The sequence below is a fragment of the Mesorhizobium sp. P2_D5 genome, from assembly GCF_056404355.1.
Genome location: NZ_JBFUEE010000007.1, coordinates 162,485 through 183,700, shown reverse-complemented (window position 1 = coordinate 183,700; position 21,216 = coordinate 162,485). Strand labels below are relative to the sequence as shown.

25 protein-coding genes are annotated in these 21,216 nt (G+C 63.0%); 8 read left to right on the top strand and 17 right to left on the bottom strand.

Features of this window, described 5'->3' with window-relative positions:
* Positions 1-189: 189 nt before the first annotated feature.
* A complete protein-coding gene (locus AC1DYW_RS26915; protein WP_477228208.1) occupies positions 190-1,434 on the bottom strand; it encodes an MFS transporter in 1,245 nt (414 codons plus the stop codon).
* A gap of 152 nt (positions 1,435-1,586) precedes the next feature.
* Between AC1DYW_RS26915 and AC1DYW_RS26910 the strand changes: the two genes are divergently transcribed.
* Complete coding sequence (locus tag AC1DYW_RS26910; RefSeq protein WP_477228207.1) at positions 1,587-2,465, top strand: AraC family transcriptional regulator; 879 nt, start codon at positions 1,587-1,589, stop codon at positions 2,463-2,465.
* A 22-nt stretch (positions 2,466-2,487) separates the two neighbouring features.
* Here AC1DYW_RS26910 and AC1DYW_RS26905 read toward each other — a convergent pair whose 3' ends face one another.
* The gene (locus AC1DYW_RS26905; protein WP_477228206.1) at positions 2,488-3,462 is read right to left on the bottom strand and encodes an AraC family transcriptional regulator; all 975 of its coding nucleotides are present in this window, start codon (positions 3,460-3,462) and stop codon (positions 2,488-2,490) included.
* 125 nt (positions 3,463-3,587) lie between these two features.
* On the opposite strand from AC1DYW_RS26905, the gene AC1DYW_RS26900 reads away from it, so the two are divergent.
* Positions 3,588-4,484 carry an SDR family oxidoreductase gene (locus tag AC1DYW_RS26900; protein WP_477228205.1) on the top strand — a complete coding sequence of 299 codons (897 nt, stop codon included), beginning with the start codon at positions 3,588-3,590 and terminating at the stop codon, positions 4,482-4,484.
* Between the two features lie 18 nt (positions 4,485-4,502).
* Here the strand turns inward: AC1DYW_RS26900 and AC1DYW_RS26895 are convergent, their stop codons facing one another.
* The 8 genes from AC1DYW_RS26895 to AC1DYW_RS26860 all read right to left on the bottom strand — a co-directional run bounded on the left by AC1DYW_RS26895 (position 4,503) and on the right by AC1DYW_RS26860 (position 10,922).
* Positions 4,503-5,438 (bottom strand): ribose-phosphate pyrophosphokinase, encoded by a 936-nt coding sequence (locus AC1DYW_RS26895; RefSeq protein ID WP_019860650.1) that lies wholly within the window; start codon positions 5,436-5,438, stop codon positions 4,503-4,505.
* A gap of 155 nt (positions 5,439-5,593) precedes the next feature.
* The gene (locus AC1DYW_RS26890; protein ID WP_477228204.1) at positions 5,594-6,220 is read right to left on the bottom strand and encodes a hypothetical protein; all 627 of its coding nucleotides are present in this window, start codon (positions 6,218-6,220) and stop codon (positions 5,594-5,596) included.
* A gap of 43 nt (positions 6,221-6,263) precedes the next feature.
* A complete protein-coding gene (locus tag AC1DYW_RS26885) occupies positions 6,264-7,415 on the bottom strand; it encodes a M24 family metallopeptidase (protein ID WP_477228203.1) in 1,152 nt (383 codons plus the stop codon).
* Complete coding sequence (gene pgeF, locus AC1DYW_RS26880) at positions 7,415-8,209, bottom strand: peptidoglycan editing factor PgeF (protein ID WP_477228202.1); 795 nt, start codon at positions 8,207-8,209, stop codon at positions 7,415-7,417. Before pgeF ends, AC1DYW_RS26885 begins: the two co-directional genes overlap by 1 nt.
* 132 nt (positions 8,210-8,341) lie before the next feature.
* On the bottom strand, positions 8,342-9,430 hold the full coding sequence (locus AC1DYW_RS26875; RefSeq protein WP_477228201.1) for a class I SAM-dependent methyltransferase: 1,089 nt from the start codon (positions 9,428-9,430) through the stop codon (positions 8,342-8,344).
* Positions 9,427-10,281: a prolipoprotein diacylglyceryl transferase gene (gene lgt, locus AC1DYW_RS26870; RefSeq protein ID WP_477228200.1), complete on the bottom strand. Its 855-nt coding sequence runs from the start codon at positions 10,279-10,281 to the stop codon at positions 9,427-9,429. Before lgt ends, AC1DYW_RS26875 begins: the two co-directional genes overlap by 4 nt.
* An 81-nt stretch (positions 10,282-10,362) precedes the next feature.
* Positions 10,363-10,665 carry a type II toxin-antitoxin system RelE/ParE family toxin gene (locus AC1DYW_RS26865; RefSeq protein ID WP_457151541.1) on the bottom strand — a complete coding sequence of 101 codons (303 nt, stop codon included), beginning with the start codon at positions 10,663-10,665 and terminating at the stop codon, positions 10,363-10,365.
* Positions 10,662-10,922 carry a type II toxin-antitoxin system ParD family antitoxin gene (locus tag AC1DYW_RS26860; protein WP_457151540.1) on the bottom strand — a complete coding sequence of 87 codons (261 nt, stop codon included), beginning with the start codon at positions 10,920-10,922 and terminating at the stop codon, positions 10,662-10,664. Before AC1DYW_RS26860 ends, AC1DYW_RS26865 begins: the two co-directional genes overlap by 4 nt.
* A gap of 161 nt (positions 10,923-11,083) precedes the next feature.
* Here AC1DYW_RS26860 and AC1DYW_RS26855 point away from each other — a divergent pair, with 161 nt between their 5' ends.
* The 3 genes from AC1DYW_RS26855 (at position 11,084) to AC1DYW_RS26845 (ending at position 12,721) form a co-directional block, all read left to right on the top strand.
* Positions 11,084-11,386 (top strand): accessory factor UbiK family protein, encoded by a 303-nt coding sequence (locus AC1DYW_RS26855; RefSeq protein ID WP_184874869.1) that lies wholly within the window; start codon positions 11,084-11,086, stop codon positions 11,384-11,386.
* 324 nt (positions 11,387-11,710) lie between these two features.
* Positions 11,711-12,211: a type III secretion system chaperone family protein gene (locus tag AC1DYW_RS26850; protein WP_006202532.1), complete on the top strand. Its 501-nt coding sequence runs from the start codon at positions 11,711-11,713 to the stop codon at positions 12,209-12,211.
* Positions 12,212-12,361: 150 nt separating this feature from the next.
* The gene (locus AC1DYW_RS26845) at positions 12,362-12,721 is read left to right on the top strand and encodes a tRNA-binding protein (RefSeq protein ID WP_457151538.1); all 360 of its coding nucleotides are present in this window, start codon (positions 12,362-12,364) and stop codon (positions 12,719-12,721) included.
* Positions 12,722-12,811: 90 nt separating this feature from the next.
* Here AC1DYW_RS26845 and AC1DYW_RS26840 read toward each other — a convergent pair whose 3' ends face one another.
* From AC1DYW_RS26840 to AC1DYW_RS26825, 4 genes are all read right to left on the bottom strand, one after another.
* A complete protein-coding gene (locus AC1DYW_RS26840) occupies positions 12,812-13,834 on the bottom strand; it encodes a glycosyltransferase family 4 protein (protein WP_477228199.1) in 1,023 nt (340 codons plus the stop codon).
* A gap of 278 nt (positions 13,835-14,112) precedes the next feature.
* Entirely contained in the window at positions 14,113-15,528 is a 1,416-nt protein-coding gene (locus AC1DYW_RS26835; RefSeq protein ID WP_095090872.1) for an ATP-binding protein, read from the bottom strand.
* Between the two features lie 49 nt (positions 15,529-15,577).
* Positions 15,578-16,297 carry a response regulator gene (locus tag AC1DYW_RS26830; RefSeq protein ID WP_095090873.1) on the bottom strand — a complete coding sequence of 240 codons (720 nt, stop codon included), beginning with the start codon at positions 16,295-16,297 and terminating at the stop codon, positions 15,578-15,580.
* On the bottom strand, positions 16,284-16,817 hold the full coding sequence (locus AC1DYW_RS26825; RefSeq protein ID WP_167392346.1) for a MarR family winged helix-turn-helix transcriptional regulator: 534 nt from the start codon (positions 16,815-16,817) through the stop codon (positions 16,284-16,286). Before AC1DYW_RS26825 ends, AC1DYW_RS26830 begins: the two co-directional genes overlap by 14 nt.
* A 248-nt stretch (positions 16,818-17,065) precedes the next feature.
* Here AC1DYW_RS26825 and AC1DYW_RS26820 point away from each other — a divergent pair, with 248 nt between their 5' ends.
* The 3 genes from AC1DYW_RS26820 (at position 17,066) to AC1DYW_RS26810 (ending at position 19,200) form a co-directional block, all read left to right on the top strand.
* On the top strand, positions 17,066-17,959 hold the full coding sequence (locus AC1DYW_RS26820) for a branched-chain amino acid aminotransferase (RefSeq protein WP_095090875.1): 894 nt from the start codon (positions 17,066-17,068) through the stop codon (positions 17,957-17,959).
* 145 nt (positions 17,960-18,104) lie between these two features.
* Positions 18,105-18,422 carry a hypothetical protein gene (locus tag AC1DYW_RS26815; RefSeq protein ID WP_095091700.1) on the top strand — a complete coding sequence of 106 codons (318 nt, stop codon included), beginning with the start codon at positions 18,105-18,107 and terminating at the stop codon, positions 18,420-18,422.
* Between the two features lie 139 nt (positions 18,423-18,561).
* Positions 18,562-19,200, top strand: a complete 639-nt coding sequence (locus AC1DYW_RS26810) for an MBL fold metallo-hydrolase (RefSeq protein WP_457154591.1) — start codon at positions 18,562-18,564, stop codon at positions 19,198-19,200.
* A 170-nt stretch (positions 19,201-19,370) separates the two neighbouring features.
* On the opposite strand, the gene AC1DYW_RS26805 is transcribed toward AC1DYW_RS26810, so the two are convergent.
* From AC1DYW_RS26805 to AC1DYW_RS26795, 3 genes are all read right to left on the bottom strand, one after another.
* Positions 19,371-19,799 carry a BA14K family protein gene (locus AC1DYW_RS26805; protein WP_477228198.1) on the bottom strand — a complete coding sequence of 143 codons (429 nt, stop codon included), beginning with the start codon at positions 19,797-19,799 and terminating at the stop codon, positions 19,371-19,373.
* Positions 19,800-19,987: 188 nt separating this feature from the next.
* Positions 19,988-20,200, bottom strand: coding sequence for a cold-shock protein (locus AC1DYW_RS26800; RefSeq protein ID WP_013530020.1), 213 nt, complete (start codon positions 20,198-20,200; stop codon positions 19,988-19,990).
* A gap of 343 nt (positions 20,201-20,543) precedes the next feature.
* Complete coding sequence (locus tag AC1DYW_RS26795; RefSeq protein ID WP_006202520.1) at positions 20,544-20,756, bottom strand: cold-shock protein; 213 nt, start codon at positions 20,754-20,756, stop codon at positions 20,544-20,546.
* Positions 20,757-21,216 lie beyond the last annotated feature (460 nt).

The following is a 21,216-nucleotide window of genomic DNA, read 5'->3' as shown; positions in this document are numbered from 1 at the left end:
ATCAGTCGCGCCGAGCCCGGTACTTTATTTTCAACGTGAAAGCGTCCGCTGACCCAGCCTTGCCGTCGGCGCCATTTGTTGCACGTGTTTCGAACAACAACAGGCCTATATCCCGCGAATGACGAAAGAATCATTGAGGGCGTGGCAGCTGCCACGCCCTCACGTCAAAATCCTGAAGACTGGCTGATATCAGCTGATCGCCGCCTCCGCCTTCCTGGCTTCCCGCATGTTCGGCAGGAACACCGTCAGCAGGCCGAGCAGTGGCAGATACGAGCAGATCTGGAAGACGAACTCGATGCCCTTCATGTCGGCGACGACGCCAAGCACGGCGGCCGCGATGCCGCCCATGCCGAAGGCGAAGCCGAAGAAGATGCCGGCAATCATGCCGACACGTCCCGGCACCAGCTCCTGCGCAAAGACGACGATGTTGGAGAAGGCCGACGACAGGATCAGGCCGATCAGCACCGTCAGCACCATCGTCCATTCGAGGTTGGCGTAGGGCAGGGCCAGCGTGAAGGGCAGCACGCCGACGATCGAGAACCAGATCATCGCCTTCTGCCCGTAGCGGTCGCCGAACGGGCCGCCAAGCAGGATGCCGAGTGCCGAGGAGCCGAGGAACAGGAACAGCATGACCTGCGACATCTGCACGGAAACGCCGAATTTATGGATGGAATAGAAGGTGTAGTAGCTGGCGAGGCTGGCGATGTAGGCGTTCTTGCTCAATACCAGCAGGGTCAACACGATCAATGCATTCATCACCTTGCGGCGCGGGAAGGGCGAGACGAAGGTTGCCGTCTTGCGGTTGCCCTGTGCGGCGCGCAGGCGGCTGTACCAGCCGCCGACCTGCCACAGAACGATGATGCCGATCAGCGAGCCGACAGCGAACCATGAGATGCTGGTCTGGCCGAACGGCACGACGATGAAGGCAGCCAGCAGCGGCCCCATCGACTGGCCGAAATTGCCGCCGACCTGGAACAGTGACTGCGCGAGCCCGAAGCGGCCGCCGGACGCAAAGCGGGCGATGCGCGAGGATTCCGGATGGAAGATCGCCGAGCCGATGCCGATCAGCGAGGCGCCGATCAACAGCAGCGAATAATGCCCGGCATAGGCGAGCACGACCAGGCCGATCAGCGACGACGCCATGCCATAGGGCAGCGAATAGGGCATCGGCCGCTTGTCGGTGACCATGCCGATCACCGGCTGCAGCAGCGATGCGGTCACCTGGAAGGTGAAGGTCAGGAGGCCGATCTGCCAGAAGTCGAGGCCGTAATTCTCTTTCAGCAAGGGATAGATGGCCGATAGCAGCGACTGCATGATGTCGTTGATGCAGTGGCAGAAGCTTACCGCCAGGATGACGGTGAAGGCCGTCGCCTGGGCTGAAGCGTGACTGGCGGTCGCTGGTGGCGCGACGCTGGCGGCTGTCGTATCGGTCAAGGTAGGCTCCGTGGTCTTTTTGGCGGGCACGCCCGCGGGCAGCTCTGGCGGACGCTCCTGCAGACCGCCTTAGGACGGTTGCCTTATAAGCTGCTTGCGGCGCGACTTCTTTCGTGGTTTGGTCCAATAGTTTCGCAAGTGGGCCATACCCAATGCCGCACGGCAGGGAAATCTTTCACGCGGGCAATGCCAACCTCGAGCAATTGCACGAGCGCCGCTGGCTGTGGCTGGAGCAAGCAGTCGGGCCGGCGGTGGCGCTGCCGACCGAATATCCCGACGGCTACCATGTGCCGCAACACCGCCACAGCCGCAACCAGCTGCTGCACGCGCTGGTCGGCGTCGTGCTGGTGACGACGCGGCATGGGCGCTGGATGGTACCGCCTGATCATGCGATGTGGATTCCGGCCGGCACCGAGCATTCGGTCGAGATGCTGGGCGATGTCTCGATGCGTTCGGTCTATGTCATGCCGCAGGCTATTCCGGGGCTGCCGGAAGGCTTGCGCGTGGTCGGCGTCACCGACCTGATGCACAGCCTGATCGTGGAGTCCGAGAAGCTGCCGCAGGGCGGCGTGCTGGAAGGCCGTGGCGGGCTGATCATGAATCTCCTGCTGCATGAAATCCCGACCCTGCCGGAACGGCCGCTCGGCCTGCCGTTCCCGTCCGATCCCAGGCTGGCGGCACTCTGCCGGCGTTTCGTGGCGGCCCCTTCGCCGCATGCGACGATCGACGAATGGGCTGATGCCGCCGGCATGAGCCGCCGTTCCTTCACCCGCGCCTTCCAGCGTCAGACCGGCCTGTCGCTGTCGACGTGGCGGCAGCAGGCCTGCCTGTTCGCAGCACTGCCACGGCTGGCCGACGGGGAACCAATCACCAGGGTGGCACTCGATCTCGGCTATGACAGCGTGCCGGCCTTCATCACCATGTTCAAGCGCATGCTGGGCGCGTCGCCACGCGGCTATATGCGCGGTGCGCGTGACAGCGGCGAAAGCATACGTCGGCCAAGCGCTGCGCTTCGACTGGAAAGCCCATGATTTCGGCGTTATGCGCGGCCCTTCAGCCCGCGACCGGCTCGGGCAGGCTGGTGCGGATGATCTGCTCGCCATGCGGGGCGGAAGCCGGTGGCCGGCCACGGCTGTGTTGGCGCGGCGAACAGCCCATCACCCGCTTAAAGGCGGTGCTGAAGGCGCTTTCCGATTCGTAGCCGAGCGACAGTGCAATGACGGAAACAGGATCGCCGGAACTCGCCAGCCTGTCGCCGGCCAAGAGCATGCGCCAGCGCGTCAGGTAGTCCATGGGGGAAGCACCGACCATCGCCTTGAATTTCAGCGCAAAGGTCGACCGCGACATGCCGGCGCGCTCGGCCAGCGCCTGCAATGTCCAGCCATGCGCCGGGTCTTCGTGCATGGCGCCGATCGCCGCGCCGATCTGTTTGTCGGCCAGCGCAAACAGCCAGCCGACGCCGCCCCGCAAGCCCTCGGCCATATGCAGGCGCAAGGCCTCGATCAGGATCATGTGGGCCAGATGCTCGACGATGAGAAAGCCACCTGGCCGCCGCTCGCGCAATTCCTGCATCATCCGCTCCACCGGCCAGCGCAGCGCCGAATGATCGGAGTCGCTGCGGATGTGGACGATCGGCGGCAGCATTCGCAACAGGATGCCGGCATGGTTCCCGGATAGGGCAAAGCGGCTGCTGACGAGAAGGAAATCGCCGCCGCCATTATGCAAGGTGATGCCACCGGTGCGTGCGGGGGAAAAGATGGTGCGGGCATCGACCGATGGCAGCTCCATGTCGCTGGCAAGGCGGAAAGGACGCCCGCGCGGCAGTAGGAAACAGTCACCCGTCTCCAGCCGCACCGCATCCGCCACGCCGTCCACGGACAGCCAGCATCGGCCGGATACCACGGCACCGCATTTGATGGCTGCCTGCTGGTCGGGGAACTGGATCGACCAGTCGCCACCGGCCTCCAGCCCGGCGGACAGGTAATTGCGCGGCTTCAGCAGCGACAGCACATCTGAGAGCGGATCCATGAGCATTCCGGACGATTGCGAAGATAATACGGACTTTACAGCATAGATCGTATTTCCTCAATCCCGTATCTCCTTCGGCAACGGGCTGTCCATACGGCCCTTGAGCAAACAAAGGAGAAATCGCGATGCGTGTATTTGTCACCGGTGCCACCGGTTTTGTCGGTTCAGCGGTTGTGCGGGAGCTCGTTGGAGCGCGCCATCAGGTGCTTGGCCTCGTCCGTTCGGATGCAGGTGCGAGGTCGATCGTCGCTGCGGGCGCCGAGGTGCATCGCGGCGATATCGAGGACCTGGAGAGCCTGCGCAGTGGAGCGGCCCTTTCGGATGGCGTCATCCACACCGCCTTCAACCATGACTTCTCGAAATTCGCGGCGAATTGCGAGGCGGACCGGCGCGCCATCGAGACGCTCGGGGCGGAACTCGAAGGCTCCGAGCGGCCCTTGCTGGTCACCTCCGGACTGGCGCTGCTGACGCCGGCCGGTCAAGTGGCGAGTGAGAACGACGCGCCTGTTCCTCCATCCGCTTCCTATCCCCGCGCCTCGGAAGTGACGGCCGAAACGCTGGCGGCACGCGGCGTGCGCGCCTCGGCGGTGCGTCTTTCGCCCTCGGTCCACGGCGACGGCGATCATGGCTTCGTTCCGATGCTGATCGGCATCGCGCGTCAAAAGGGTGTTTCGGCCTATATTGGCGACGGGACGAACCGCTGGCCGGCAGTGCACCGGCTCGATGCAGCCACCCTCTTCAGGCTGGCGCTCGAGAAGGGGGCTGGAGGAGCCAGATACCACGGCGTTGCCGACCAGGGTGTGCCGACGCGGGAGATCGCCGAGATCATCGGTCGCCGGCTGAAACTGCCGGTGGTGTCCAAAACCCGCGAGGAAGCAGCCGACCATTTCGGCTTCCTCGGCCACTTCTTCGGCATGGATTGGCCTGCTTGCAGCGAGCAGACCAGGCAGGCGCTGGGATGGCAGCCGACGCAGCCCGGGTTGGTTGCCGACCTCGACGGCCCGAGTTATTTCGAGGTTTGAAGCTGTTTGGAGACAGGCCTAGTCGAACAGGCTCGACACCGATTCCTCGGTCGCCGTGCGCGAGATGGCTTCGCCCATGAGGTCGGCGATCGAGATGACGCGGATGTTCGGAGCGTCGAGCACGCCTTGGGTCGGCTGGATGGAATCGGTGATCACCAGTTCCTGCAGCTTCGAGCCGCTGATGCGGGCGACGGCGCCGCCCGACAGGACACCGTGGGTGATGTAGGCGGTGACGCTGGTGGCGCCGTTGGCCAGCAGCGCATCGGCGGCATTGCACAGCGTGCCGCCGGAATCGACAATGTCGTCGATCAGCAGGCAATCCTTGCCGGCGACGGCGCCGATGATGTTCATCACTTCCGATTCGCCCGGACGCTCGCGGCGCTTGTCGACGATGGCCAGCTGCGCGTCGAAGCGCTTGGCCAGCGCACGGGCGCGCACCACGCCGCCGATGTCGGGCGACACCACCACGACATTGCCGAGCTGCTTGTACTTCGCCTTCACGTCGCGGGCCATGACCGGCACCGAAAACAGATTGTCGGTCGGGATGTCGAAAAAGCCCTGGATCTGGCCGGCGTGCAGGTCGAGCGTCAGAACGCGGTCGACGCCGGCACGGGTGATCATGTTGGCGACCAGCTTGGCCGAGATCGGCGTGCGGCCGGAGGCGCGGCGGTCCTGCCTGGCGTAGCCGAAATAGGGAATCACCGCCGTGATGCGCTTGGCCGACGAGCGCATGAAGGCATCGATCATGATGAGCAGTTCCATCAGGTGATCATTGGTCGGGAACGAGGTCGACTGCAGGATGAAGACATCCTCGCCGCGCACATTTTCCTGGATTTCGACGAAGATTTCCTGGTCGGCGAAGCGCCTGACACTGGCCTTGCCCAGCGGGATGTTGAGATAGCGGGCGACCGCTTCGGCCAGCACCCTGTTGGAATTGCCCGCGAAGAGTTTCATACACCGTTCCTGGTGGAGGATGGAGAGATCAGACAGACTCTCCTGCACCTTTTAACCGGGCTTTTAGCGGCCCGCGCCGGTATTGCAAGCGCCGAGATCGGGAATCCGCCGGCTAATCTCAAGAAAGCCTCGCGCCATCGCCAGTGGGCAACACCTCAGCCCGCCTTGCCGCCGAGCCAGGCCGCGAACTGGTCGATGGTCTGGTCGGCGATTGCCTGCATAGTCGCCGGTGAGACCCCTTTCCAGCTATCGCCGCCCCCGCTGTCGCCGGATTTTGTCGAAGCTGCCTTCTGCTGGCCGTTGATGCGGTGCAGCCGGTTGCCGGCCGGGTCGTAGACGTCCCAGACATAGATGACGGTGGTGTCCTTGCCTTCCGATATCGCCGAGAAATAACCCTTGAGCACATGGGTCGCGGTCTGGTCGGTGCTGCCGGCAAGCGTGATGCCACGTTGCCTGGCGCGCGTCTGCAATTCCGCCGTCAGCGGCGTGGCGGCCTCCACCGAAGCACCGACGATCGGCGCGATCTGCAGGCGGGTCTTCGACAGGATGGCAGCACTTTGGGCTGGTGTGACCGGCGTGGTGGTGGTTGCGGGATTGCCCGCAATGGCGGGGTCGGCGGGCGACGGGGCGGGGGCGGCGCTGCCCTGGGTGCCGGGCGTCGACGGCGTCGAGGTCGCCGGCGGGGTGATGGCTGACGGTTCGAGAACGTCCTTTGCGTTGGTGCAGGCGGCAAGAGCCAATGCCACAAGCAATGACACGGTCGTCACATGCGATCGTCTCATTTGCCTTCTAACTCCTTGGCGAAGCACGCCTCCCATTGTGGATTCACTGTACGATCAAGTCGAGATCATGGCGGGACAGCGGCTTCGGCTGGGATTCGGTGGTCAGGTAGGTGCGGCCAAGCGTCATCGCCGTCTCGGTGTCGGAATCCATGATGATCATGTGGGCGAACAGCGTCATGTTCGGCGCGATCGGCTCGGGGTTGCCCTGGTAGAACATCGGCATGTCCATCCAGGACGGGGTGAAGCGGGCGCCGACCGAATAGCCGCAGGCGTTCAGCCGGTGCTTGGTCAGGCCGTGCGCCTCCATGGTGCGGGCGTGGGCGTCGAACACGTCGCCGAAGCTGTTGCCCGGCGTCATCGCCTTCTCGACGGCCAGAAGTGCTGCGCGGGCGGCGTCGAACAGCTCCTGATGGCGCTTCGAGACCTTGCCGGTGAGCACGGTGCGCATCATCGGCGCATGGTAGTGGTTGAAGACGCCAGCCCATTCAAGCGTCATCTGATCGTTCTTGGTGAGCTTGCGGCGGCCGGACTTGTAGCGACACAGCAGCGCATCGACGCCGGATCCGATGATGAACTCGTTGGCCGGATAGTCGCCGCCACCGGCAAAGATCGCCCCCTGCATGGCTGCCAGGATCAGCGCTTCGTCGCCGCCCTGCTTGATCAGCGGCAAGGCCGCGTCGAGCGCGTCGTCGGAAAGGTTGGCGGCCTTCTCGGCCTTGGCGATTTCGGCCGGGCTCTTGAACAGGCGCAGCCGGCCGACGATGCCGGACGCGTCGGCGATCTGGCCAAAGGTCTGCAGCTGTTCGTCCAGCCGCCGGCCATTGTAGGCGGTCAGCCCGTGGGTGTCGTATTCGACGCCGATGCGGGCGCCGAGCAGGTCGAGCTCGTTGAGCAGATTGCGCAGGTCGACCGCCGGATTGGCGCCGTTGCGATCGGTCCACAAGACGATGTTGTCGATGATCGAGGTCTGGCGCGCCTGGCGCAGGTCGGCCGAGCGGGTCAACAGCACCATCGAACCATCGGCCTTCACCACCAGGCACTGGAAGAAGCAGAAGCCGAACGTGTCGTAGCCGGTCAGCCAGTACATGCTTTCCTGGGCGAACAGCAGGATAGCGTCGAGCTTCTTCTCGGCCATCTCGATCATCAGCCGGTCGCGCCGCGCATCAAATTCCGAACGTTCAAAATGCAGCGCCATTATTGCTTCTCCAAAACGATTGCCGAAACCTGCCGGCCGTAATCGGGCTCCTTGCGGTGCGTGGTGCGCCGGTAGGAGTAAAACAGATCTTCCTCGGCATAAGTGCAGCGGCCGAGGCCCTCGGCCGTCACGCCGGCCTTAGCCAGCCGGTCGACCGTGTAGCGATTGAGGTCGAACATCGCATGGCCGGCGTTGGCGGAGGGTACGAAATAGCGGATGTTTTCAGCGTCGGCCTCGACGAAACGGGCGACGAATTCCGGCCCGACCTCATAGTTTTCAGGGCCGATCGAAGGGCCGAGCACGGCAACGATGTTTTGGCGGCTGGCGCCAAGGCTTTCCATGGCGAGGATGGTGTTTTCCAGCACGCCGGTGAAGGCGCCTTTCCAGCCGGCATGCGCGGCGCCGATGATGCGCGCCTGCGTATCCGCGAACAGCACCGGGCCGCAATCGGCGGTCGAGGCACCGATGGCGATGCCCGGCCGGTCGGTGACGATGGCGTCGGCCTTGGGCCGCTCGCCGGCAAAGGGCTCGCGCACGACAATGACATCGGGAGAATGGACCTGCCAGGCGGTCAGCAGATGGCTCGCCGGCACGCCCATCCAGGCGGCGACACGGCTGCGGTTCTCGGCGACCAGCGCCTGGTCGTCATTCGATCCGGTGCCGATGTTGAGGCCCTGGTAGATGCCGCTGGAAACACCGCCGAGGCGGGTGAAATAGCCGTGGCGGATGCCATGCGCCTGCGCCTTGTCCAGCAGGGCCGACCGAACGGGATCCGGTTTGGTCTGATTCAGCATGCGGGCGTTGTTGTCCGTGTGGGCGGTTTCGTCAAGGAGAAGTGCTTTTCGACAAGAAGGCGGGGCAGAGTTCGGCTGGCGGTCCGAACGGTGCTTGCCGGACGGGAGATTGGGAGAGGCGGCAGTGAAAAGTCAATCCGCCGTGGCAAAGGGCCGGACGGCCATGTCGCGGGGGAGCACGGCAAGCACCTTGAACAGCTCGCCCATGGCTTGCGCGCCGGCGAGGCGTTCGACGTCGTCGGCGATCTTGTCGCGCGCCGTCTGGTCGGCATCGGCGCCGAGCCGGCCGGCACGCTCGAGAATGCCCATGCCGAGCAGGAAGCCGCCTTGCGTCGACAGATGGGCGTCGAGCCCATGCGCGCGGACGGTTGCGGCAAGAGCGGCGAAATCGACGTGGGTCGTCAGGTCGGCCTCGCCGGGATTGGCCAGCACATCTTCGTGATCGTGCCTGCGCAGAGCCTGCAGCGTGTCGCCGACACCTGGCCGGAGGTGGCCATAGTCCACGAACAGGCCGGCTCCGCCATGCGTAATTATGCGTTCGGCAATGGTCGCCATCAGGGCTGCGCGTGCCGGCGCGACCTCGACGATCGCGCCTTGCGGCGCGTCGGTGGCGTCGTCAGGCAGCAGTGTCGGGTCGACCGAGCCGGCGCCGGCAAAGAATCGCAGCTCACTGGTCTCGTCCAGACCGACCACGCGTTCGCGCCAGCCGGCGCCGGCGCGGACGAACTGGCGGATGGGCACGGCATCGAACAATTCGTTGCCGACGATGAACAGCGGCTGTTGCGGCAGCGTGTCGATGGTTTCGTGCCAATCGATCGCGAATGGCGTCGTGCCGAGCGTCTGTTTCTGAACTTCTGTCAGGCGTGGGCTGGTCTCGATCATCGCGAAGCCGGCGCCTTTGGCCAGATCAGGATCAAGTCGCGACAGCGTGCGCAGCATGTCGTTCATCAGCGTGCCGCGGCCAGGACCGATCTCGGCGACGGTGACCGGCAGCGGCCGGCCGCTGGCCAGCCAGGCCTGGTAGAGCCAGATGGCGACGAGTTCGCCGAACATCTGGCTGATCTCCGGCGCGGTGATGAAGTCGCCGGCCGCGCCAAAGGGTTCGCGCGTCGTGTAGTAGCCGTCCACGGGGTCGAACAGGCACATCGCCATGTATTCGTTGACGGGAAGCGGCCCCGACGCCTCGATAAGGCCGACGATGCGGGTCCTCAGCCGTGTCATGCCGGCTGCGGCTGTGGCACCGGCTTGGCGGTCACCATCGCCCAGATGCCGACCAGCACCATCGGCGACGACAGGATCATGCCCATGGTCAGCCAATTGGTGCCAAGGAGATAGCCGAGCTGCTGGTCGGGCTCGCGGAAGAATTCGACGAAGATGCGCGACAGGCCGTAGCCGCAGATGAAGGCGCCGCCGACGAAGCGCGGCGTCTTCAGCTTGAGGCGCGAATGGGTGAGGATGCGCAGGACGAGGAACAGCACCACGCCCTCCAGCAAGGCCTCATAGAGCTGGCTAGGATGGCGGGCAAACGGCCCGCCATTGGGGAATTCGATCGCCCAGGGCACGTCGGTGGGGCGCCCCCAAAGCTCGGAATTGATGAAATTGGCGACGCGCACCAGGCCAAGGCCAACCGGCACACCGGCCGCCACCACGTCGAACAGCGACCATGTGCGGATGCCGCGCTTGATGGAAAACAGCGTCATGGCGAGGATGACGCCGAGCAGGCCGCCATGGAACGACATGCCGCCCTGCCAGAGAGCGAAGATGTCGAGCGGGTGGGCGATGTAGCGCGGCAGGTCGTAGAACAGCACGTAGCCCGTGCGGCCGCCCAGTACGACGCCGATGGCCGCCCAGACGATGAAGTCGTCGAGGTCCTCCGGCTTCATCGGCAGGACGCCGTTCGGCCACAGCCTCGCATTGGCGGCGAACCGCTTGGCGTACCACCAGGCGAACAGGATGCCGACGATGTAGCCGACGCCGTACCAATGTACCGCCAGCGGCCCGATCTGGATGAGGATCGGGTTGATGTTGGGGAAGGGCAGGGAGGCCAGCGGCAGCAGGAAATAGTCGTTCAACAGGGAACTCTCGGTTGCGATCGCATTTGGGCGCGGACCATGCGGCAGGGTTTTGGCAGGGTCAAGGCAAGGCGGACGTCGTCAATTATCTGGGAACAGGATCGCCCCAAGGTCCATCGCGCCGTGCAGGATATGCAGTATCTCTACTGTGTCTGAGCCGACGCGATAGAAAATCAGATAGTTGCCATGGACGCGCCGACGAATGCCTGTGGATCGATGGGGCTCAAGAAGTGGATATCGCTCCGGCATTGCGCGCAATTCCATGCAATCGCGGCGCAATTCTTGAATGAATGTTATGGCACGAAACGGGTTGTCGAGTGCGATGTGGTCGCCAATGGCTTCAAGGTCTGCCTCAGCCTGGCTGGTGAAGACCAGCCGCTTCACTTGCTCTTCTCTACCATTGCCCTGTATTTGGCCTCCAGTCGATCAAGCACTTCGTCGGCCGGCTTTATCCGTCCGGCATCGGCATCCGAAATGCCTTTGGCGAGGGCTGCGTCGAGGGCGGCAAGGCGCTTCTCCCGCTCTTCGACGAGGCGAACACCCTCACGCAGCACTTCACTCTTCGAATTGTAGCGACCGGTGCTGACAAGCTGGTTCACGATCTCTTCGAGACGGTTGCCCAAGTCTGCGCTAATGGCCATGACGGTACTCCTGCAAAACCATTGGAATAATAATAGTTATTGATCGGGCTTGCCAGTAATTTTGGATAAGGTGTGTCCGACTTGATGCCACACCAGGCCTCAACGTTCTTGCATTCCGCGCGCAGCACCACTACGTCAATTCGAGCAAGCGAGGATTTGCCATGTCGACCGGACCGAACCGCATTCTCGATGAATTCGCCAAGCTGATGACCGATGCCGCAGGGGCCGCCCAAGGCGTGCGCCGCGAGGTCGAGACCGCCTTCAAGGGCCAGGCCGAACGCATCCTCAACACCATGGATGTGGTGCAGCGCGAAGAGTTCGAGGCGGCGCGCGAGATGGCCGCCAAGGCCCGGGAAGAAAACACCCGCCTTGCAGAGCGTATCGAGGCGCTCGAGGCCAAGCTTGCCGAATTGAGCGGACAGGCCGCACCGGCGGCGGCGGCAAAGCCCCGCGCAAAAAAATAATAATTAAACTTTTCCACATAGCCCGATCCTGAAAAGCGCTTTGCCGTGAATCGCTTAACGGCGTTGCATGAATCTTTGTGACAGCGGCTTTCCACATGCGAATGACGCAGTGCGAAAAATTGGGCTGTTCACGCGACTCCCGATCAATAGACTGAATTTGTTGCATGATTCGGAGCAGGGTCATGTGGCCGGGCGGTGGGGTCCGGTCTGGGGGTCTTTGCGTCGAGAAGTCCTGGCCGTCCGAGTTCTAGACAAGATTGTTCGTTGTGTGTGCCCTCCCGCGGAGCGTGTGGCGGCGCTCCTCAGAACGACAGGAAGCATTCCATGGAACTTCTCGAACTCGAATTCTCCCGCGAAATCCATCCGGTGGATGTTATCGAGCAGGTGGCCCACAACAACGACTGGTCCTTTGAGCGGGCCGGTGATGACGAGATTTCGATCTCGGTTGCCGGCAGCTGGACCGACTATCACGTCTCCTTCTCGTGGATGGAGGATTTCGAGGCGCTGCACCTGGCCTGCGCCTTCGACATCAAGGTGCCGGAGGCCCGCGCACTGGAAGTGATGCGGCTGCTGTCGCTCATCAACGAACAGATGCTGTTCGGCCATTTCGACCTCTGGGAGCAGGAAGGCGCGATCATGTTCCGCCAGTCGCTGCTCCTGGCCGGCGGTGTCGAGCCGTCGAGCCAGCAGGTCGAAGTGCTGCTGTCGTCGGCGCTGGAAGCCTGCGAATGCTATTTCCAGGCCTTCCAGTTCGTCGTCTGGTCGGGAACCTCGGCCAAGGACGCGCTGGCCGGAGTGCTGTTCGAGACGTACGGCAACGCCTAGAGCCCGTTCCATCCCGATGGAATCGGGATGGGGCTCTATCTCATTGTTTGAGCATGATCTCTGGACAATCGGTTTCCGTTTGTCCGAGAAAACTGGGGTCCACTTTTCGGGATCATGCTCTAGAGCGACCGCAAGGCAGACAAGACAGAGATGAGTTCGAGCAGCGAGCGCAAGCCCGACATCAGTTTTGCCGACTTCGATCGTGTCGACATCCGCGCTGGCACGATCGTCGAGGCCGAGCCGTTTCCCGAAGCGCGCAAGCCGGCATTCAAGCTTAAGATCGATTTCGGCGCCGACATCGGCATCAAGAAATCCTCGGCCCAGATCACCAAATACTATACGCCCGAGACGCTGATCGGCCGGCAGGTGTTCGCGGTGGTCAATTTCCCGCCGCGCCAGATAGGTCCGTTCATGTCGGAAGTGCTGACGCTCGGCTTTCCCGACGAGGAGGGTGCCGTGGTGCTCGGCGCCATCGAGCGTAGGGTGCCGGATGGCGGGCGGCTTTTTTAGGTAGGGTCGTCGACTGACCACGGCTTGTTCATCCCCGGGTCTGCGCGTCGGCTTTGCCACCGCTTCAACCGTGGATGACGAAGGCAAATGTCAGGCAGCCAGTTTCCGCGGCATGCCCAGCGCTTCCTCGACCGTGTCGAGAAACAGTTCGGCGCAGGCTTTCCAGCTGTAGCGCATGGCGCGTTCGCGCGCCTCGGCGCGGTCGACGTTGAGGGCGGCGAGCGCCGCCTCGCGCAGATCGGTCGATACCGCGCCGCCAAAACCGTCGCCGACGATGTCGATCGGACCGGTCACCGGATAGGCGGCGACCGGCGTGCCGCTGGCCAGCGCCTCGATGATGACATTGCCGAACGTGTCGGTGCGGCTGGGAAAGACGAAGACGTCGGCCGAGGCGTAGATCTCGGCCAGTTCGTCATTGGGGCGATGGCCGAGGAAATGCGCCTGCGGGTATTTCGCCTTCAGCTTGGCCAGTTCCGGACCCTCGCCGACGATCACCTTGCTGCCGGGCAGATCGAGGTCGAGAAAGGCCGAGAGGTTCTTTTCGATGGCGACGCGGCCGACGCAAAGGAAGATCGGGCCGGGAAAGCCGAGATCCTTCTTCTTGTCCGGCCGGAAATGGTCGGTGTCGACGCCACGCGTCCAGGGGCGCAGCTTGTTGAAGCCACGCGAGGCAAGATCGTCGGCGAGCGACTGCGTGGCGACCAGCGTGCCCTGGCCGGAATTGTGGAAATCGCGCAGCCAGCGATAGGCCCAGCTTTCCGGCACCGGCAGGCGGGCGCTCAGATATTCGGGAAAGCGGGTGTGATAGCTGGTGGTGAACGGCCGGCCGGCATTGCGGCAATAGCGTCGCGCCATGATGCCCAGTGGTCCCTCGGTGACGAGGTGGATGTGGTCCGCCTTGCCGGCTTCGATCAGGCGCGCGACATGGCCGGGCGTGGTCAGCGCCAGCCGGATGTCGGGGTAGGTCGGCAAGGGCAGCGTGCGAAAGATGTTGGGTGTCAGGAAATCCACCGCGACATCGAAGGATTTCAGCGTCTCGGTCAGCCGTTCCAACGTGTGGACGACGCCATTGACCTGTGGGCGCCAGGCGTCGGTGACCATCAATATGCGCATGGCGGCCCTTTGCTCGAAAGGTCGACGGTTGCCTTGAGACGATGCCGGAACGGCGACCAGCCTGCGGCTCTCGCTTCGCTCCTGCGCACCCGGGCGGGCACGGGATCGAAGTGAGGCGGCAAGGCCGAATCAAGTGAGGTCGCGCGCTTCATGCGCGCTCTTCACCATGGTTTCATGACGGGCGGATGAAGCAGTCGTCTAGCTAAGCATGATATCTCGATAAACAGTTTCCGTTTGTCCGAGAAAGCCGGTTTCCATTTTTCGAGATCATGCCCCGATCAGGCCGGAACCTTGATGACGGCGCGCAGGCCGCCGAGCGGGCTGTCGTCGAGGGTGATGTCGCCGCCATGGCTGCGGGCGATATCGCGGGCAATCGACAGGCCGAGCCCCGTGCCGCTGGCATCGAGGTTGCGAGCTTCGTCGAGCCGCACGAAGGGCTTGAAGACGTCTTCGCGCCTGTCGAGCGGGATACCAGGGCCATCGTCGTCGATGGTGACCAGCAGCGAGCCGCGGCCATGGTTGGCGTTGACCTCCACCGTCCTGGCATAGCGGAAGGCGTTGCCGATGACGTTGGACAGCAGCCGGGCAAAGGCGTTCGGCCGCACATGCACATCACGGTCGCCAACTAGCGTCGTCGACAGCTTGCGCTTGCGCAATCCGGCTTCCTCGTCGAGCTTCTGGAAATAGGCCTCGAGATCGAACCGCCCGGCATCCTCGGAAGCTTCGCCACGGGCAAAGGCGAGGTAGCCTTCGAGCATCGACTGCATATCGTCGATGTCCTGGTCGAGCGCCGCCTTGGTCTCGGCCTTGCCGCCGGCCAACGCCAGTTGCAGCTTGAAGCGGGTGAGAATGGTTCGCAGGTCATGGCTGACGCCGGTCAGCATGGCGGTGCGTTGCTCGATCTGGCGTTCGATGCGCTCGCGCATCTGAATGAAGGCAAAGCCGGCGCGGCGAACCTCCTCGGCGCCGCGCGGCCGGAAATCGCGCGGCATCGGCCGGCCCTTGCCGAAGCTTTCGGCCGCCTCGGCGAGCGTCAGGATGGGCCGGATCTGGTTGCGCAGGAAGGGGATGGCGATCATCAACAGCACCAGCGAGGTGCCGACCATCCAGATCAGGAAGATGTGAGTGTTCGAGGCATAGGCCTGACTGCGGCGCACGAAGACGCGCAGCACCTTGCCCTCAAGCTGGACGCGCACCTCGACGATGTTGGAATTGCCGACCGTGTCGATCCAGAACGGGCGGTTGATCTGGCGGGTGATTTCGGCCGAGAGAACATCGTCGAGGATCGAGAAGAAGGGTTTGGGCCCGGGCGCGGGCAGCGGGTCGGGCGGCAAGAGGTCGACCTTCAACTGCATGCGGTCCTGGGCGATCCGGATGATGTTGGCGTAGTCGGCGTCGTGCGGATAGGTTTCGATCATGTCGATGATGGCGGCGATGTCGCGTACGGTGGCCTGCGATAGACGCTGCGTCACGGTTGCCCAATGGCGTTCCATGAAGACGAAGGCGACCACCGATTGCAGCAGGATCATCGGCGCGATGACGATGATCAGCGAGCGGGCATAGAGCCGCTTCGGCATATACAGCGAAACGAGGCGCCAGAACCGGTTCCAGGCACGCGGCACCGCCTTGAGCGTGCGCGCGGCGCGTGCGCTCAAGCCGTTATTGCCCGGCTGTTGCAGTTCCGTGGTTGCCATTCGCTCTTTTCGCTTGCCCGCAACCGTTCGACCGGCCGCAGGCGGCATTCTATTCCACGCTGAGCCGATACCCAATACCGCGCACGGTCTGCAGCCACACCGGATTGGACGGATCGCGCTCGATCTTGCGGCGCAGCCGGTTGATCTGGACGTCGATGGTGCGCTCGCCGACTTCCGAATCGTCGCCGACAAGCTCGTGGCGGGGGATCGTCTCGCCTGCTCGCGCGGCGAAGATCGCCAGGATCTCCTGCTCGCGGTCGGTCAGCTTCAGCGCCTCGCCGCCGCGCTTCAATTCGCGCCTGGCTATCTGGAACGTGTAAGGGCCGAAGACCAGTTGCTCGACCTTCGGCGTTGTCGCCGGACCGCCGCGGCGCAGGATGTTGTTGATGCGCAGGATCAGCTCGCGCGGATCGAAAGGTTTCGGCAGATAGTCGTCGGCGCCGGCTTCGAGGCCGGTGATGCGGCTGTCGGTTTCCGACAGCGCCGTCAGCATCAGGATCGGCACGTTCTTTTCGGCGCGCAGCGACTTGGTCAGGTCGACGCCCGTTTCACCGGGCATCATCACGTCGAGGATCAGAAGATCGAAGTCGAGGCCGGCAAGCTTGCGCCTGGCTTCGCCGGCATTGCCGGCGACGGTGACGCGAAAGCCGTTTTCGGTCAGATACTGCTTGAGAAGATTGCGGATGCGGGTGTCGTCGTCGACGACGAGCAAATGCGGCGCGTCGTCGTCCGGTGCGGCCGCATGATCGACCCTTTCAGTGCTCTCCATGGCTTTTCCCTGACATTTTTGCGGACCCAACGTCGATCTGCGCTCTCAGTTCCGGATTGACCATCGCTTCGAGGAACCGTTCAACCAGGGTCCGTTCGGTTATCCCGGAATCTCCCAATGCAGCATGGATGCGGCGCGACTGTGGCCGCGCCAGCGCCAGCGCCAGCGCGCGGCCCTTGGCTGTCGGATAAAGCTCGCGCTGGCGGCGGTCACGAGGGCCTTGCAACTGCACGACATGGTCGGTGTCGATCAATTGCTTGAGCACCCGCGCCAGGCTCTGCTTGGTGATCTTCAGCACGTCGAGCAGTTCGGCAACCGTCAGGCCCGGCCTGCGGTTGACGAAATGCAGCACCCGGTGGTGGGCTCGGCCGAAGCCATAATCGGCCAGGATCTGATCCGGATCGGAGGTGAAGTCCCGATAGGCGAAGAAGAGCAGTTCGATGATGGCGAAATCGATGCCGTCCTCGTCGGTGATCGCCGTCCTGATCGGTTTCCCGGCTGCGTGGCTTCGATCCGTCATCATTTCTCCGCTTGAAAGAGAGATTATGTCAGTACTATTGACGTAATTTCCCGGCAATGGTAATTTTTGACAAGCTTTTGGGCGGATTGCGAACGAAAAGGCAAGAGAGGCCGGTTTTTCCGGAACTTCCTGAGTTTGCCAGAGCCCAATTATCCGCCTACGCTCCAGCATAAAGGCCGCCTTGCGCGACCGACACGAAACACACAACGATACAACACTATGCGGGCTGCCGCCCGCGGGAGGTTACCATGGCATCCGTTCCCTTCGATCAACTGGACGGCTTCATCTGGATGAATGGCGCGTTCGTCCAATGGGGTGACGCCAAGATCCACGTCCTGACCCATGGCCTGCACTACGCCAGCGCCGTGTTCGAAGGCGAGCGCGCCTATGGCGGCGAGATCTTCAAGCTCAACGAACACACCGAGCGCCTGCATGAATCGGCGCGCCTGCTCGGCTTCAAGATTCCCTATTCGGTGGCCGAGCTCAACGACGCTTCCACCACGCTTTTGAAGAAGCAAGGTTTCCAGGACGCCTATGTCCGGCCGATCGCCTGGCGCGGCAGTGAACAGATGGGCGTTTCAGCGCAGAACAACCGCATCAACTGCGCCATCGCCATCTGGCAGTGGCCGAGCTATTTCGATCCGGCGCAGAAGCTGAAAGGCATCCGCCTCGACGTGGCGGAATGGCGCCGGCCCGACCCGCGCACGGCGCCGTCCAAGTCGAAGGCCGCCGGCCTCTACATGATCTGCACCATGTCCAAGCACGCCGCCGAGGCCAAGGGTTATGCCGATGCCATGATGCTCGACTGGCGTGGTCAGGTCGCGGAGGCAACCGGGGCCAACATCTTCTTCGTCAAGGACGGCAAGATCCACACGCCCAAGCCCGACTGCTTCCTCGACGGCATCACCCGCCGCACGGTCATCGGACTGGCCAAGGATCGCGGTCTGGAAGTGATCGAACGCGCCATCATGCCGGAAGAACTCGAGGGCTTCGAGCAATGCTTCCTGACCGGGACGGCAGCGGAAGTAACGCCGGTTTCGGAGATCGGACCTTACCGATTCGAGGTCGGTGAAATCGCCAAGAACCTTATGAATGACTATTCTGCAGCGGTTCAGCCCAAGCACGCGATCGCAGCAGAATAACGAAAGTCACAGCTTTTCGAGCAAGCAGGGGCGGTTTTGAGGCCGCCCCTTTTATTTAAGCGTTTGTGCATTTGACTTTCGTCCATTTCGGCGTCTCATGATGGTGTCGGCCCGGAAGGCTGGCAGCTATGGAGGGACTAATCATATGGACATGAACACGCTTCTTCCGATCATTGTACAGGTGATTACGGGTATCATCGGTGGTCAGGCGGTCGGTGCGGCGCTCAAGACGGCGGCGTTGGGTCAGCTTCCCAAAATCCTGGGCGGAGCCATTGGCGGCGTCGGCGGTGCGGCGATCCTCGGCAGCCTGCTTGGTGGCGGCGCGGTCGATCCGGCGGCCGCGGCAGCAGCAACGAGCGGTCTCGGCAGCGCGCTGAATCTCAACAACATCGTCGGCGGTGCCGGCGGCGGCGCGATCCTGACCGGCATTCTCGGCGCAGTCATGGGTGCCATGAAGAAGTAAGCTATTCGGTCTAGGCGTTCTAAGTGGGCGGCTTCGGCCGCCCATTTTCGTTTTCGGAGCGACTGACCGTTCGTCTGTCGAGGGGTGGACGCCCTTCGCCCGCGCCGTTACATCACGCTGGAGTAGCGAAAGGACGATCATGGGTCAGCTCAATGCCGGCATCGTGCCGGTCACACCGTTCCAGCAGAATTGCACCATCCTGTTCGACATGGACGACAAGCAGGGTGTCGTCGTCGATCCGGGCGGTGACATCGACAAGGTGCTGGCGGCGCTGAAGGACAACGCGATATCAGCCGGGGCGATCTGGATAACGCATGGCCATATCGACCATGCCGGCGGCGCCATGGAGTTGAAGGAGGCGCTCGGCGTCGAGATCATCGGCCCGCATGAGGCCGACAAACCGTTGCTCGACAATCTGGAAAACCAGGGCAGGCGGTACGGCATCGCCGGCGCGCGCAACTGCGTGCCCGACCGGTTCCTGACCGAAGGCGAGACCGTGTCATTCGGCTCGCATGTGTTCGAGGTGTTGCATTGCCCTGGCCACGCGCCTGGCCATGTCGTCTACTACAACCGCGCGGCCAAGTTCGCCCATGTCGGCGATGTGTTGTTTCGCGGCTCGGTCGGCCGCACCGACCTGCCGGGCGGCGACCACGCGGCGCTGATCGCCTCGATTAAGGACAAGCTCCTGCCGCTCGGCGACGACATCGGCTTCATCTGCGGCCATGGTCCCGGCGGACGCTTCGGCGAGGAGCGGCGGACCAACCCTTTTCTGACCTAAGAGCGCCTGTGCTGCAGCCAATGGCTTCTCCCCGTACTTCACTGGAAAGGTGCCGGCAGGCTGATGAGGGGCGGCGCCGATCTCAAGAGAAATCCGGGACGATCAAACCAACAACAAAAAGCGCCGACCTTGCGGTCAGCGCTTTCGTTGGGGCAGGGATGCCTTAGGTCTTAGTTCGCCGTGCAGAAATGCTGTTCGCCGTCATTGCCGGTGAACGTGCCGGTGCGGTCGTTGAAGGTACGGTAGCGGTCCGAGCAATAGTCGTACCAGTCACGCGTCCAGGGCTGAGCGTAGCCTTCATTGTAGACGACCCTCGGTTCTGCATAGTAGCGGCGCACCGGTGCCGGGCGGACCACGACGTCACGCTCGTAGTAACCGTCATCATAGTAGCGGTCAGCATAGGGCGGGGGCCCGTCATTGGCCAACGCACCACCGATCAGCGCGCCGGCCGCGAGTCCGAGGACGCCGGCGGCGATTGCATCGCCGTTGTCGTGATGCCCGTGATGGCGCCAGTCACCCGCGTACGCAGCGGGCAAGGTCGCGAGCGTGGTTGCGACCACGGCAGCGGACAGGACAGCGGTCTTGAAAATTCGATTCATGTCGGTCTCCTTCGTGCCGGCCCGCGCAAGTTTCGGGGGATGCGGTCCGGCTTTACCAAAGACTAATACACGACCATGGCTGAACGGGGGCTGAACGGATTTCGACGCACAATATCCAAAACAGGCGTCAAGACCCCTGCAGGGAACAGGGGCTATTCAGCCGGAGCCGTCGCCGGTCTGGAGCCGGTTCAGCCAACCGATAGGTTGACGGCCTTCGGGCCCTTGCCACGTTTGTCCGGTTCCGTGTCGAAGGACACTTTCTGGCCATCCTCAAGACCAGGAAGGCCCGACGCCTGCACGGCTGAAATATGGACGAAAACATCCTTCGCGCCATCATCGGGCGTGATGAAGCCGAAGCCTTTGGCATGGTTGAAGAATTTGACGGTGCCGGTCTGCGGCATGGGAAGCTCCTTTGGTCCCATAAAGTCCAGTCTCGGGCCGGCAAATGCCCGAATGGAAATTTGTCCTTTATTTTAGCGCCATCGGCAAGAGAAAGTTTTTGGGGCTGCTAAAGTGCGTCGCGTTTGAAGGGATTCAGACGACGCCCGTTTAAGTCTTTGTTTTTATGAATGTCGTTTGTCTAAAGACCACCGCGCACTTTGAGCGACATGCATCTGGCAGACCTCGCGGCATGAAAAAGGCGCGACGAAAACCGCCGCGCCTTTCAAATTCAAATCCCTCTCCAAGCCAGGTCCAGGCATTGGAGCCTCCGTCATGCGTCAGGGACGCACGGCGCCCGATGGTTCAGGCAGCGCGGAGGTTGACCGCCTTGGGGCCCTTGCCCATGCGATCCGGCTCGACGTCGAAGGTGACCTTCTGGCCGTCGACGAGTGTGCGCAGGCCGGAGGCCTCGATCGCGGAAATATGGACGAACACATCCTTGGCGCCGCCATCGGGCGTGATGAAACCGAAGCCTTTGGTCGCGTTGAAGAATTTAACGGTGCCGGTCTGGGCCATTGGGGAAACTCCTTCACCCGTTCAGTCTGGTGGTCCTGCCCGCCGCCTGGCGCAATGGGCAAGTCCCGGTGGTTGCTTCGGCAGTCATGCATTGGCGCATGGTCAAACCCCCCGCCGAAAACGGGGCCGTCAGAGATTCACAGTATCGGGGAAAGGTCGTCCAAAACGTTCCGCTCTCCGGGTCGCAAATGCCCGAACACGGAATTTATCGCACGGAAACGTGAAGGTTGCAAGATAGCGCCGCGGGCCGCCACAATGGGCGCATCCCGACGCATGGATCGACTGACCTGAGCATCCGATGCGGCCCGACATAGGCTTGGTTGCCGGCCGGGTCATCGGCCCAGAGCGCGGCCACGAATGGGCCAGATGTCGTGGCCGCCAGCGGGATGGGGCTGATGGGTGCCATGGCTCCGCGCATCGTTTCCGGCGGGAGGCTGCAAACGGGGGTTGCATTTGGCAA

Coding starts and splice junctions, on each gene's coding strand:
- AC1DYW_RS26910 (WP_477228207.1), top strand. CDS start 1,587: ATGCCGCACGGCAGGGAAATCTTTCACGCGGGCAATGCCAACCTCGAG.
- AC1DYW_RS26835 (WP_095090872.1), bottom strand. CDS start 15,528: ATGGCAACCACGGAACTGCAACAGCCGGGCAATAACGGCTTGAGCGCA.
- AC1DYW_RS26805 (WP_477228198.1), bottom strand. CDS start 19,799: ATGAATCGAATTTTCAAGACCGCTGTCCTGTCCGCTGCCGTGGTCGCA.
- AC1DYW_RS26825 (WP_167392346.1), bottom strand. CDS start 16,817: ATGACGGATCGAAGCCACGCAGCCGGGAAACCGATCAGGACGGCGATC.
- AC1DYW_RS26855 (WP_184874869.1), top strand. CDS start 11,084: ATGTCGACCGGACCGAACCGCATTCTCGATGAATTCGCCAAGCTGATG.
- pgeF (WP_477228202.1), bottom strand. CDS start 8,209: ATGCTGAATCAGACCAAACCGGATCCCGTTCGGTCGGCCCTGCTGGAC.
- AC1DYW_RS26800 (WP_013530020.1), bottom strand. CDS start 20,200: ATGCCGCAGACCGGCACCGTCAAATTCTTCAACCATGCCAAAGGCTTC.
- AC1DYW_RS26900 (WP_477228205.1), top strand. CDS start 3,588: ATGCGTGTATTTGTCACCGGTGCCACCGGTTTTGTCGGTTCAGCGGTT.
- AC1DYW_RS26815 (WP_095091700.1), top strand. CDS start 18,105: ATGGACATGAACACGCTTCTTCCGATCATTGTACAGGTGATTACGGGT.
- AC1DYW_RS26860 (WP_457151540.1), bottom strand. CDS start 10,922: ATGGCCATTAGCGCAGACTTGGGCAACCGTCTCGAAGAGATCGTGAAC.
- AC1DYW_RS26905 (WP_477228206.1), bottom strand. CDS start 3,462: ATGGATCCGCTCTCAGATGTGCTGTCGCTGCTGAAGCCGCGCAATTAC.
- AC1DYW_RS26795 (WP_006202520.1), bottom strand. CDS start 20,756: ATGGCCCAGACCGGCACCGTTAAATTCTTCAACGCGACCAAAGGCTTC.
- AC1DYW_RS26820 (WP_095090875.1), top strand. CDS start 17,066: ATGGCATCCGTTCCCTTCGATCAACTGGACGGCTTCATCTGGATGAAT.
- AC1DYW_RS26810 (WP_457154591.1), top strand. CDS start 18,562: ATGGGTCAGCTCAATGCCGGCATCGTGCCGGTCACACCGTTCCAGCAG.
- AC1DYW_RS26895 (WP_019860650.1), bottom strand. CDS start 5,438: ATGAAACTCTTCGCGGGCAATTCCAACAGGGTGCTGGCCGAAGCGGTC.
- AC1DYW_RS26885 (WP_477228203.1), bottom strand. CDS start 7,415: ATGGCGCTGCATTTTGAACGTTCGGAATTTGATGCGCGGCGCGACCGG.
- AC1DYW_RS26850 (WP_006202532.1), top strand. CDS start 11,711: ATGGAACTTCTCGAACTCGAATTCTCCCGCGAAATCCATCCGGTGGAT.
- AC1DYW_RS26845 (WP_457151538.1), top strand. CDS start 12,362: ATGAGTTCGAGCAGCGAGCGCAAGCCCGACATCAGTTTTGCCGACTTC.
- AC1DYW_RS26830 (WP_095090873.1), bottom strand. CDS start 16,297: ATGGAGAGCACTGAAAGGGTCGATCATGCGGCCGCACCGGACGACGAC.
- AC1DYW_RS26890 (WP_477228204.1), bottom strand. CDS start 6,220: ATGAGACGATCGCATGTGACGACCGTGTCATTGCTTGTGGCATTGGCT.
- AC1DYW_RS26840 (WP_477228199.1), bottom strand. CDS start 13,834: ATGCGCATATTGATGGTCACCGACGCCTGGCGCCCACAGGTCAATGGC.
- AC1DYW_RS26875 (WP_477228201.1), bottom strand. CDS start 9,430: ATGACACGGCTGAGGACCCGCATCGTCGGCCTTATCGAGGCGTCGGGG.